This is a genomic window from Brevibacillus sp. NRRL NRS-603 (assembly GCF_003013445.1).
GTDB lineage: Bacteria > Bacillota > Bacilli > Brevibacillales > Brevibacillaceae > Brevibacillus > Brevibacillus formosus.
In genome coordinates this window covers 46,106-58,663 of sequence record NZ_PXZN01000009.1, presented here as the reverse complement: position 1 = coordinate 58,663, position 12,558 = coordinate 46,106, and the positions used below count along the sequence as shown (strand labels likewise).

Annotated in this window: 10 protein-coding genes; 2 read left to right on the top strand and 8 right to left on the bottom strand. The window is 49.5% G+C overall.

Annotated features, from left to right (window positions below):
• Nucleotides 1-120: 120 nt before the first annotated feature.
• Together C7R94_RS05010 and C7R94_RS05005 are read right to left on the bottom strand one after the other, a co-directional pair.
• Complete coding sequence (locus C7R94_RS05010; protein ID WP_106778729.1) at nt 121-1,713, bottom strand: AraC family transcriptional regulator; 1,593 nt, start codon at nt 1,711-1,713, stop codon at nt 121-123.
• Between the two features lie 129 nt (nt 1,714-1,842).
• Nucleotides 1,843-2,817, bottom strand: coding sequence for an ABC transporter substrate-binding protein (locus C7R94_RS05005; protein ID WP_106778728.1), 975 nt, complete (start codon nt 2,815-2,817; stop codon nt 1,843-1,845).
• Nucleotides 2,818-3,091: 274 nt separating this feature from the next.
• Here C7R94_RS05005 and C7R94_RS05000 point away from each other — a divergent pair, with 274 nt between their 5' ends.
• Nucleotides 3,092-4,048, top strand: a complete 957-nt coding sequence (locus C7R94_RS05000; RefSeq protein WP_106778727.1) for an ABC transporter substrate-binding protein — start codon at nt 3,092-3,094, stop codon at nt 4,046-4,048.
• A gap of 122 nt (nt 4,049-4,170) precedes the next feature.
• Nucleotides 4,171-5,817, top strand: a complete 1,647-nt coding sequence (locus C7R94_RS04995) for an AraC family transcriptional regulator (protein ID WP_106778726.1) — start codon at nt 4,171-4,173, stop codon at nt 5,815-5,817.
• A gap of 50 nt (nt 5,818-5,867) precedes the next feature.
• Here C7R94_RS04995 and C7R94_RS04990 read toward each other — a convergent pair whose 3' ends face one another.
• Genes C7R94_RS04990 through C7R94_RS04965 form a run of 6 tightly spaced genes read right to left on the bottom strand, consistent with a single transcriptional unit; the run spans nt 5,868 to nt 12,542 of the window.
• The gene (locus C7R94_RS04990) at nt 5,868-6,656 is read right to left on the bottom strand and encodes a DeoR/GlpR family DNA-binding transcription regulator (RefSeq protein ID WP_106778725.1); all 789 of its coding nucleotides are present in this window, start codon (nt 6,654-6,656) and stop codon (nt 5,868-5,870) included.
• 25 nt (nt 6,657-6,681) lie between these two features.
• A complete protein-coding gene (locus C7R94_RS04985) occupies nt 6,682-7,845 on the bottom strand; it encodes a saccharopine dehydrogenase family protein (protein ID WP_106778724.1) in 1,164 nt (387 codons plus the stop codon).
• Between the two features lie 19 nt (nt 7,846-7,864).
• Nucleotides 7,865-8,983 carry a 2-aminoethylphosphonate--pyruvate transaminase gene (gene phnW, locus C7R94_RS04980; RefSeq protein WP_106778723.1) on the bottom strand — a complete coding sequence of 373 codons (1,119 nt, stop codon included), beginning with the start codon at nt 8,981-8,983 and terminating at the stop codon, nt 7,865-7,867.
• Nucleotides 8,980-9,774: a phosphonoacetaldehyde hydrolase gene (gene phnX / locus C7R94_RS04975; RefSeq protein WP_106778722.1), complete on the bottom strand. Its 795-nt coding sequence runs from the start codon at nt 9,772-9,774 to the stop codon at nt 8,980-8,982. Before phnX ends, phnW begins: the two co-directional genes overlap by 4 nt.
• Nucleotides 9,775-9,777: 3 nt before the next feature.
• Nucleotides 9,778-11,487: a putative 2-aminoethylphosphonate ABC transporter permease subunit gene (locus C7R94_RS04970; RefSeq protein WP_106778721.1), complete on the bottom strand. Its 1,710-nt coding sequence runs from the start codon at nt 11,485-11,487 to the stop codon at nt 9,778-9,780.
• Between the two features lie 5 nt (nt 11,488-11,492).
• Nucleotides 11,493-12,542 (bottom strand): putative 2-aminoethylphosphonate ABC transporter ATP-binding protein, encoded by a 1,050-nt coding sequence (locus tag C7R94_RS04965; protein ID WP_047071420.1) that lies wholly within the window; start codon nt 12,540-12,542, stop codon nt 11,493-11,495.
• Between the last annotated feature and the right edge of the window lie 16 nt (nt 12,543-12,558).

Genomic DNA, 12,558 nt, shown 5'->3' with positions numbered 1-12,558 from the left:
CTTTTTTTCATTAGTTTGGAGCTGAGTTGTTGGTGATAGTGATTCTTATTATCATATAAGGATTTTAGGCGATGCATGAAAACACTGTCAATGGACAATCGCGAAGTTGTCTTTATACATTTACGCTAATACTTGTAGGACATCGTCGACCTTTTTCCCGTTGGCGATCACACCGTGATTCATCCAGGTCATGAAATCCACCTGGTACGCCCGCTTGCTTTGGACAGCAGGAAGCGCTTGCCACATGGGATGATCGAGATGTAGCTGCTCGGCACCTGGTTTTCCCTCATGCCATTTGTCAAAGGCGAAAAAGATATGATCGGCATCCAGTGTAGACAGCTCTTCCCACGACACCCCTTCTCTCACTTGCTTGGCAAATTGTTTTTTTACCAGCAGGGCCGGCTCTATTTCCAAATCTTGAAACAACACCTGCGATGTGTAGTTTTTCTCCACGAGGATTTGATCAGCCGAGATGCGCAAGAAGGCTACCTTCTGCCCTTTGAGACTGCGTCCCACTACATTTTTGGCAGCTCTTACTTTTTGTTCATACTGCTCGATTGACCGCTCTGCCAATTCACTTCGGCCCAACCGATCACCGAGGGTCCGCAATGTTTTTCGCCACTCAGGACCGAACTGCCGAATCACGCATGTAACGGCAATCCGGGCACATTTGGCATACACATCCGCCCTCCAGCCTGTACACTCCCGAAGCATAATGACATCTGGGGCACGACTGGACAAAAGCTGTACGTCATCTGTCAGCACATCGTAGGTCGGTACATCATGCAGGCCCAAGTAGTCCTGATGCCCCCAATATGTATGCGCCCATTGAACGACGGGTCGAATGCCTATGGCCAGCAAATAATCCTCCATATAAAGAGAGATAACTCGTAAATCATCCCGATGAATGTTGCGATATTTTCCTGGCGCGAGCCCTACACGCTGCTTAAAACGACGATTGAAATAATACTCGCTGTTGAATCCGACGTATTGGGCAATCTCGTTGATCCGATCCCCCGTCATGAGCAGGAGTTGCTTCGCCCGATTGATCCGCAGTTGATTTATGTAATCGAGCGGTATTTCTCCCGTCATTTCCTTGAAGAGCTGCGTATATCGCCAACGCGGAACATTCGCTTCCTGTGCTAGCTGATCTACAGTCAGCGGCTCTTGATAGTGTTCCTCTACATACGCTATCGAACGTTCAACAGCCCGCCTCGGGTCCAAACTTGTTTTGCCTGGTACATTTTGCAGGGCCAAAACGCATAGCAATTCCTCAAACCGCACGTGATTAAAAAATAGTTGCAGCGCCTCCGTGGCATCGCGATGCTTGTAAATCTCCGCAATCAATTCAAAGACACGTGAAAAAGGCGTGCAGGTCAACTCCCCGATACAGAAAAAATCCTCGGAAGCTTGTTCCTCCATCGGAGCTCCCGTGTGGACGACACGAAATGTCAGAGAATAGTAGTCGAGAACGTGACTCGTGCAGCTGATCCGAACGTTCTGACGCGGTCCTGCAATCCAGCACCGCTCCCGAGTAAACCGATATGTGCATGATTCGATCTCTATGAGCCCTTCTCCGTCTGTCGCTACAATCATCGTGTAGTCTTCCGGCTCCTGATAGTCCTGCCAGCTTTCCACATTGACTTTTTGGATGGCCGTCATGGCAAAGAATGATGGTGGAGATAGCTTGGCCCCGGATGCTTCGTTATTCATCTCCCTCACCCTTATCGTGAGAATGATTATCATTTCTATTATAATGAGTTAACATCCCGACGACAAGCTCCACAAATAAAAAAAGAAAGCGCATCAGCCGATATGACGCGCTTTCTCTCAAGAACTCGATTACTTTACAAACGCTTTGACCAAATCGTCTGCCTTCTTCATATTGGCCAGCATGGCACCAGATTGCCAATGTGTCCGCTCCATTGGGTAGACATGACCTTTTTTCACAGCAGGAACAGATTTCCAAATGGGGCTCTCCAAAATCTTGAGCGCATCCTTGTTTTCTTCGGAAGTCCACGTACCGTTCGATGGGAACACGATGATATGGTCTGCATCGATAGCCGGTATAGCTTCTTCTGATAATACCACGTGTGTTTCCTGATTTTTGGCAGCAGAATACGGCGTAAGGCCCAGCTCCTTATAGAGCATCCCTGTGTAAACATTGCCATCTCCGAAGAGGGCCAAATTCGGTTTATTTCCCACGTTCAAACGAATAACAGCCACCGTTTCCTTGCCAATCGCCTTTTCCAGCTTTGCCTTAGTATCCGCTATTTTCTCATTGTACTTTTGGATCGCTTCGTCTGCTTTTTCTGGAACGCCTAGCACCTCGGCGATTTTCTTGAGTCTTCCAGTCGTGTCGTTTCGAAGTTCATCCGGCAGCTTGTACGTAGGAGCTACCTTGCTGAATTCCTCGTATTTCTTGGGATCAGCGTAGCCATCCACAATGATGATATCCGGATTGGCTGCAAGCAACGCTTCAATACTTCCTGTAATATCAAAAAGCGGCACGTCCAGCCCGAGGTAGTCCTGTTTGCCCCACGCCGGGTGATACCACTGAACAACCGGGGTCACACCCAGTGCTGTCAAAAAGTCCTCCTGATAAATCGCCGCTACCCGCTCTGGCTTCACCGGAATCTCTACATCGCCATAGGCGTCTTTCACCACTTTGGTTTTCGCAGCAGTGTTCTCTGTCGATGCTTTCTGCTCAGTGGATGTTGGCTCCGCTGCTTTTTCTGCACACGCAGCTAACACGAGCATCATGATCAATAATAATGCCATCCATGCCAAGCCTGCATCCCGAACCGTTCTGACCATCTTTCTACCCTCTCTCGCATCTGTTGATGATTACCCAATTGATTCTCATTCTCACTTTTGCATCCTGATCATATTAGTTTCCTCTCTATTTTGGCAATGCATTTTCTCTATTATTTTTTGTCTAAACTCCACAACTGTCGGTGTGAAATCCTTCCCTTTGTACAAAATCAATGGTGGGTATCTGACGTTTGTCCATTGTGCTGATAAGCTACATATGATAATGATTATCATTGACAGCAAGCAGATTCGAACGACTAACTGGAGGAAAGTGAAAATGAAACACATGCGCAACATTAGCGGAACGCTAGGGATCTTCGTACTGGCTGGCAGCTTGCTCATCGGATGCAGTTCATCTGCTTCGCAAGCAACGACCGCAACGAGCAGTGAGGCAAGTCAGAAAAGCCAGACGCGTCCCTATACGGATTATCTCGGACATGCAGGCAACATCCCGGTCTCCCCTTCACGAATCATCTATTCCGGTGAGACATTTGGCGATATGCTCGCATTGGGCGTAAAGCCGATTGGGGGCTTCGGCTACACCAACCAAATCTTTGAAGACCAACTGCACGATGTCGAAAATGTCGGTTTTCCCGTTAATCTCGAAAAGGTCCTGGAATTACAGCCTGACCTGATTATCCATGCAAATACGGAAGAAAAAGAATATGAACAGCTAGCCAAAATCGCCCCTACCGTCATTTTTGATACATTCGCGCCGTTGGAAGAGCGAATGACCCAGCTCGGTGATATTCTTGGGAAACAAGAGACAGCTACGAAATGGCTTGCCGATTACAAACGCAAATCGGAGGAGATGTGGAAGAAGCTGAAGGAGTCTGGCATCATGAAAGAAGGAGAAACCGCCTCTGTCTTTACCTATTATCCGGGTGATCGGCTGTTTGTCATGGCAAGAACAGGGCTTTCCCAAGTCCTCTATGATACCAACGGATTCAAGCCCACTGCGCCCATTCAGGAAATACTCGATGCACAAAAAGGATTTGAGCTCATCTCCGTGGAACGTTTGCCCGAAATAGCGGGAGATCGTATCTTTATTTTGAATACAGCGAGCGAGGAAGCCGAGAAATCAACGCAGGAGCTGCTAAAATCACGCATATGGAAAGACCTTCCTGCTGTGAAAAACGGATATGTCTACTTCATCGACATCGAAAAATCTAGCAGTGATGCGACAACTAGAGAGTGGCTCCTGCAAAAGATTCCTGAAATGCTAGCCAAATAATCTATCATGTCCGCCTGAATCGAACACGAGAAGCTTTTCAACAATGATTGAAAAGCTTCTTTCTTTTGTATTCGAATGATAGAATAATTGATAATGATTCTCAAAAAAGGAGGGCAAAACCGATGCTTCACTCTATACCACCTCATCCCCCGCTCGGTTCCCTTCATTTTCAGTTGTGTAAGGCAGAGCGGACGGCTAGTCCTTCAGCCACTCCCTTCCATACCCTGCTCTTCTTCACAAAAGGTTATGGCAGCCTCCATGCTCACAATCAAAAGATTTCACTTTTGGCAGGAAAGTGTTTTTTGCTTTCACCGTCTACTCCTTTTACTATCGAATCCCTGTACGACAGCGTGATTGATTGCTTCCAAATCTCGTTTACCGTCATCCAGTTCGATACAGACAATAAGCCCTTCCCGTACCCATATGCACTGCTTGATGGCCGTATCGAGCTGTCCGCTCACCCCCCTGCCCAGCTCTTTCGCTTATGTGACGCGGTGCTCTTGGGCAGTTCCCCTTCCTCCGAAATGCACAGCTTTTGGCAGCAATTGCGGTTCCAGCAGCTGCTCGGATTTTTGCTGGAGCAAAATTTATCTCTTGACCTTATCCCTAGCAATAGCAACGAAGTCGAGAACAGCATTCGTTATATCCAGCAAAATTATCAAGAGAACATGACGGTCAAGCAGTTGGCACAACTGGCCAATGTGCCCGCGTGGCAGTACACACTGCTCTTTCGCCAGCTGACGGGTAAAAAGCCTTTGGAGTATTTGACAGCGCTGCGTATTCATCATGCGAAAAAGCTCCTGAAAAGCTCGAACGATTCATTGCGGGACATCGCCTCGCAGGTCGGCTTCTCAGACGAGTATTATTTCAACCGTCGCTTTCGAAAGACGACCGGTTACACGCCGAGGGAATATTCCAGGCTGACTCAACGCATGGAGCTCGTGCAGGACTGGACAGGGCATGAGGTAGAGATCCCCCTTCAGCCACAACGCATTATTTATATTGGCGAGACGTTTAATGATTTGCTCGCGCTCCATGTGGAAAATATCATCGGCGGAAATTTTACCTGGATGGAACGAACAATCTATCGAGACAGAGTAAGACACGTGCAGGATATCGCCTTTCCCGTTGACTATGATCATTTGACGACAATGAAGCCAGATCTGATCATTTTCGCGAACGCAGAAGAAGATAATTACAAGCAGATGAGCCGGATTGCCCCAACGCTCACATTTAATTCATTTGCTTCGCTGGAGGAACGATTGCATACACTCGGAGATTGGCTGGGGAAAAAGAACGAGGCGCGGGAATGGCTCCGGAAATACAACACGAATGCTACGACTATGTGGAATCAGCTCCGCTCCGAGCTTGTGCCGGGTGAGACTGCCTCCGTCTTTATCCATGAGCATGGAGGTCGTCTGTTCGTAATGGGCACTTCAGGACTTTCTTCTGCCATCTACCATCCAAACGGTTTTTCTCCTGTGGATAAAATGCAAGAAGTACTGCAAGCAGGCTACGGTTTTATCGAAATTCAAGAGGAGGACATCCACCTGTACGCAGGTGATCGGATCTTTATGCTGCTGTCTGAAGACCCCGAATCGAGTCAAGCTACTGCCGCACTACTGCAAAGTGAGAGGTGGCACAGTCTGCCTGCCGTTCAAAACGGCTATGTCTATTTTGTAGAAGCGGAAAAATGGAATTGCGGCGCTGCCCTTACCAGAGAGAGATTGCTGCATATGCTGCCACTTTTGCTGCGCCATTCTACCTGAAGCAAACAGGCCAGCTTCCCTGTCGTGGGGAATCGCTGGCCTGCTTACTCCTACTCCTCGGCTACCATCCATGCTACGTTTTTTGCTTGGAGTCCTTTATTCCATTCTGCTGGTGCTGGCGTATCGCTGATGATGATATCGACCTCTCCCAAGTCTGCGATCTTGCACAATGTGCTGACCCCAATCTTGGAGTGGTCCGCTAGCACAATGCTTTCATTGGCATTTTCGATAAAACAACGGGCGAGTTCCGTTCGATCCGGCTCATAGCAAGTCAAGCCTTTATGGAGCAAGATGCCGTCAGCCGCGATAAACGCCTTGTCCACATAAAATTGTTTCATCATCTTCTCTGCATAGGTCCCGCTTACCCGATGATGCTTGGCGCTAACCTTTCCCCCCAGGAAGTAGATGTCTGCCGCAAGCATTCCATTGTTTTGGTACTCGATTAATCGATTCAGCGCCGTGATCGAGCTAGTGAGGATCGTCAAATCTTTTTTCGTCACGAGAAAGCTGATCATTTTCAAAGGCGTTGTCCCTTCATCGATGACAATGGTATCGCTGTCTTGCACCAAGTCTGCTGCCAACCGTCCAATCCGTTTCTTTTCTTCCGCTCGCAAGACTTCACGGGTAATATGAGAGGGCTCAGAGCGCTCCACTGTCAGCTTTACTGCCCCGCCATAAACGCGCTTCAGCTTTTTCTCCGCTTCCAGCTCTTCCAAGTACCTGCGGATCGACTCAGACGAGACTTGCAGCTTTTCGACCAGCTCATTGGTCCGCACCTTGCCATTGGAATTGATCAACTGCAAAATGATTTGCTTACGCTCTTCCCCGAACAAAGACACGCCGAATGTCCCCCTATATCGTACTTTACGTCAATTCGATCTTCTCTCCATGGATGTAAATCTGACGTTTTGCCAGCTCGTGAAAAATCACAGCCGGATCAAATGCCTCTTCTGGTGTTATGACGCCAGTAGCTTTTACGTTTCCTTTTGCGATCTGCTCAGTCGCAATTGCCAGCGGGATTCCTACGTTGCGGGTATAGGCGCGCAGCCCTGCCCAGTCAGCAACAGAGCCGTCAGATGCCGGATGTGTATGGTACAGGATGTGTCCTACTTTGCGGCCGTCCTTGGTACCTGTTACCTCGACATGAAGCGAATACCCGTATAAATCCGTCTCTTTTCCCTCCCTAGAATTGTAGAGGTATTGGGAGATACAATCAAGGATTCCCACCTTTGTTTCCCCTACCGTGATCGGATCGTTCCGCAAAAAGCCATAATCATAGAGGGCTTTGACCAGCTCCATGTTTTGCTTCGGCCATGTTCCCCGCACCTCGATCAGCTTTACCCCTTTTGGAGACAAAGCCTGTGCCAGCGTCTTCGTTTCTGCATGAGGAATGATGTACTGAATTGTTTTTCCATACGGCTCGGGAAGCTTTATTTCGCGTGGGCGAGCAAATGGCGGAACTTGAATGAACGAGCCATTTTCATAGACGACACGCCCTGGCAAGTCTGGATCATACTCATAGGTCGTCGTCTCTGTGATCGATTTGGAAAAGGCAATCGGGCGAAAGGAGCCGTGGCTGACGCGAACCTCGTCGACTTCATCGAGCTGGTTCGCTGCATGCATCGCCATCATTTGGGTCAATCCAGGCGTCATGCCAAAGCCTGGCAGACAGGTCTTCCCATGGTCGCGGAAGATCGCATCTGATGCATTTTCTTCTCCAAAACCGTTCAAATTGATGCCATGGCAGCCAGCCTCCGCAATCGCAGCAGTAGACAGGCCGTTCAGTGTGATCGTGGTTCCGTCCATAACGATGTCATAACCGCGCATTTTTTGGACCGTATCCGCATGATCGCGTACATTTACCGGAACAAAATCTACGCGTGGATCGTTCAGCCACTCGACTACCTTGCGACCTTCTTCTTCATTAAAATCACCGATCGTGATCTGCTCAAAATCCGAATGCATCACGAGATCAAGCACAGCTTCCCGACAAATATTTCCCGCTCCACCCAAGCAAAACACTTTCATCACGATAGCCTCCTGTTATTTACTCCAGCCAGAAACGATTGTTTTCTATTGCAGCGATTAATCTCTCGATATCCTCTGGGTAAACCTCTCCGATATTGCCAATTCGGAATGTGTCCGCTTGCGAGATTTTGCCCGGATAGATGACGAAGCCTGCTTGCTTTAGCCGCTCATACAGCTGTGCGAAGGTGAATGCCTCGCTTTCGGGATAGTAAAAGGAGGTGATGAAGGGCGATTGCGATTCTTTTGGCAACAGGATACGAAAACCGATACGCTCCATGCCTTCAGCGAGTAGCTGCTGATTGCGCTGGTAACGCTCGTAACGTTTTTCCACTCCGCCCTCTGCCTCAAGCTCTATCAGTGCTTGATAAAAGGCTCGCACGACATGAGTCGGAGAAGTATAGCGCCACTTTCCATTTTGCTCCTCCATCGTCTTCCACTGGCTGTATAAATCGAGGGACAACGTACGGGCAAGCCCTTTGCATTTGATGAGCGCAGACGTTTTGGCGATGACAAAGCCGAAGCCAGGCACTCCTTGGATGCATTTGTTCGCACTGGAGATCAGGAAGTCGATCGACAGCTCTGCTGCATCCATTGGAATGCCACCGAAGCTGCTCATTGCATCTACGATATAGACTTTTCCGTATTTCTTGGCGACTTCTCCGATTTCTTTGATGGGATTGAGCATGCCCGTAGTCGTTTCCGAATGCACAACAGCCACATGCGTAATGGTTGCATCCGCCGCTAGTCTCTGCTCCAATACCTCTGCATCGGCTTTTGTCACTTCGCCAAAATCAATGACCTCCGTTGCAATTCCATAGACTTGTGCCATTTTCACGATCCGATCCCCGTATGCGCCATTCGTCAGGACGAGCAGCTTGCCGTCTGCGGGAATCGCACTGCCCACCACCGCTTCCACACAAAAGGTCCCGCTGCCTTGTATCAAAACGCTCGTATAATCCTCTACCTGCGAGGTTGCCAATCGGACGAGCTTTTGGCGGATTGCCTGTACCAGTTCATTGTAATCACGATCCCATGTGCACCAGTCCCGCAGCATTGCCTCGCGGACGGTTGAGGAAGTGGTCAATGGTCCGGGTGTGAGCAACAAGTACGGATTATCGGTTGGTCTTGTCTGATTCATGGTCTCTCTCCTTCTGCATGACGCTTCTCGATCTTTTTCAGCACCTCATCCAAGCATCCGATCTCCTCGATCACGTAGTGCGCACCCGCCGCCATCAGTCGCTCCGTTGCGATAGCCAGCCTTTTATCCAGCTCTTCCTGTGACATGCTCGTCACTTCCCCCAAGGACAGACCGAGCTCGCTTCCACCCTTCAGAACACCAACCGTCCACATCCCGGCGTTTCTGCCTTCTCTCATATCGCTCGTCGTATCACCGACCTTGACCATCTCGTTCATTGGATATACGTCCAGCAGGATCGCATTTTGATAGCACATCCATGGATATGGGCGTCCAGCAGGCACTTCACTCGGGGTGACCAGTGCGTCCGGCTCGTAGCCCTGTTGTTTAGCCGATGCTGCTACAACATCCATCATTTCCCTTGTGTAGCCTGTGGTCGAGCCGATTTTGATTCCTTGCTCACGCAGTCGTCCTACCAATTCAATTGCTCCTGGAACAGGAGTGGCGTACTCGTGCAGCGTCGCCATCAGCATTGGTTCGAAGTCGGCGTACAATTCGTCCACATCCGCTTCGTTCGGAAGTCGACCGTAACGCTCTTGCCATAGCGCTGCTACCCGCTCCATTTTGCAAAGGGCCTGGATATGATCGCGCTTAAGCATTCCCATCGGTTCACGAGCTTCTGCTGCTGTCAGCTCGATCCCCCGTTTTTTGAACACCTGTAAAAAGACAGCTAAAGGAGCGAAACATCCGTAATCTACCATCGTTCCTGCCCAATCAAATACTACTGCTTTCATGCTTTATGCCACCTGACCTTTCTCTTGGTAGGACCCTGTTGTCCGTTTGCGAAGTTTGGATGCGATCCATTCTGCGCCAGCACGTGCGATGATGTTGAGGAAGACGATCAATACCGACATCGCTGCTGCCGGAGCCACATCCCCTGCGTCATCCATGTTGACGATAGAGACAGATGCCAACTTGAAATCCGCTGCGTACAGAAAAACAACCGCCGAGATCGTCACCATCGAGTTGATGAAAAAGTACACCGCCATCTCGACAATCGCCGGCATACAGACGGGAATCGTGACGCGCCACAATAGCTTTGTCTGCGAGACCCCCATGGACTCTGCCGCTTGCTCGAACTCGGGATCGAGCTTTTTCAGCGCACTCGTTGCTGTAATAAAGCCGACTGCGAAAAAATGAATGACGTTCGCCAAAATCAAAATCCAGATCGTTCCGTACATGCCGTGAAATGGATTCGACGGATTATTGAAGAAGAAAATGTAGGCTAGTCCAATGACCATCCCCGGCAATGCCAGCGGTAGAATCGACAGGAAGTATCCAGCTTGGCGAAGCCCCTTCCACACTTGGGACTTTTCAATGGTGTAGGCCGTAATAAATGTGACAGCCGTCCCGATCACTGCCGTCAGCAAGGCGACGAGAATACTGTTCCACAGTGGCTCGATCCCTTCACCTGCTACGTTGGAAAAGTCGTAATGATCCAAGCCGAGTGTCAGATTGTACGGCCATACTTTGATGAAAGAAGCCAGTACCACCGCAGCCATGAGGAGCAGCAAAAAGCCGCTGACGCTCACACACAGAATGAAGTAAAACAAGTCGCGCAAACGATTTTCCTTGATTCGATACGGTTTGGACTTCGCTGTTACAGCCGCGTGCTGCTTTCGCTCAACAATCCGGTCCACGACAAACGCCACCAGAGCGGGAATGATCAACAGCAGCCCAACCGTTGCTCCCATCGTCATATTTTGCTGACCGATGACCTGCTTGTAGACGTCTGTCGCCAGTACAGAAAACTGTCCGCCGACAACCTTTGGTGCTCCGAAGTCAGTAAACGAGAGAGTAAAACAGACAAAGCAGGCGCTGACGATACCGTATTTCACACTGGGAATCGTCACTACAAAAAACTTGCGCCAATGATTCGCCCCGAGCGTATCCGCCGCTTCGTACAATTGATAGTCGGCAAACGCAAGGGAAACAGCGAGAATCAAATACGCTTGCGGGAAAACATAGACGATCTCCGCCAAAATAATCCCCACTGGGCCGTACAGATCGATGTCCCATTGAAACGGAAGCAACCCGAAGATCCCTGTCGTCACCAGCCCTTGATTCCCAAAAAGGTAGGTCAGGGCGATTCCGTGCATCATCGTGGGCGCAAACAGCGGCAGCAGCGCGATCGCCCGAAAGACTCGTTTTCCGCGAATCCCGCTGCGCGTCAAGGCATACGCGAACAGAAAAGCGAGCGTGACTGCAATCAGCGTCGTCATCGCGGAAATATACAAGGTGTTATTCAGCGACCCTGCCAGTGCTGGGGTGGAAAAATACGTAACGAAATTGTCCAGGCCGATGAACTGACCGTTCTTGTTATAGAATGCTTTGGAAAACAGCTGGCCAAGCGGCAACAGAACACTCGCTGACAATCCAAGAACGACAAGGCCGATGAGCCACTTTTGTATGGCTTTTCCATCGAAGATCGATGTCATTTCCTTCATGCTGCTCACTCCTGTTCCTCTATGGTTGGCGCATGCTCAAATGTCAGCAAGTTCTCCAGCGGAAACTCCAGCCACACCTTTTTTCCTCGGGCAATTCCAAGCCTTTGTGCCTCGGCCGCTATCAAATCGATTGTCAGAAGCTCATTTTTTATCTGACCTTCCTCTTGCCACTCCAGAAAGATTCGGTAAAAAGCACCGCGAAATTCGATTTCGGAAATAGTCGCAGGTATCGCGCATTCGGATTCTTGCTGCAAAAGCCGCACATGCTCCGGTCTGATCGCAAGTAAGCGATTCGGATCAGATTGGGCATTCTCGAAGCGACTGTACTCAAAAAAGTTGATCGCTCCGATAAAGTCAGCAACAAACGGATTAGCTGGTTTGTTATAGATCTCCTCGGGTGTTCCTACCTGAACGACCTCGCCGTGATCCATTACAACGATCTTGTCTGCCATGGTCAATGCCTCATCCTGGTCATGGGTGACCATCACTGTAGTCATGCCATACTGCTCATGCAAACGCCGAATCTCCCGGCGCAGCTTTTGTCTTACCTTTGCATCCAATGCGGATAATGGTTCATCTAAAAGCAAGACATCCGGCGATAGTGCAATCGCTCGCGCCAAGGCAATTCGCTGCTGTTGACCGCCTGAGAGCTGGCTAGGATATTTGGCGGCGGCATGAGACAAATCAACCATGTCTAGCGCCTCTTCTACTTTGGCTGCGATCTCTTTTTTCCCCAGCTTCTTTTCTTGCAGGCCAAAGGCAATGTTTTCGGCAGCCGTCAAATTAGGGAACAATGCGTATGACTGGAACATCATCGCAATGTTTCGTTTAGCGGGAGGCAGAGAAGTAATCTCCCTGTCTCCCAGGATCATTTTGCCTGTCGTCGGCTGTTCCAATCCAGCCAGCATTCTCAGTAATGTCGTTTTACCGCAGCCACTGGGACCGAGCAGACAAACAAATTCATTCTTGTCAATTTCGATGGAAATGTGCTCCAATGCGGCAAACAAACCAAAGCGTTTACTGACCCCTTGAATGGATAGATAGGATTGTGTCATGCTGTTCTCCTCGCTG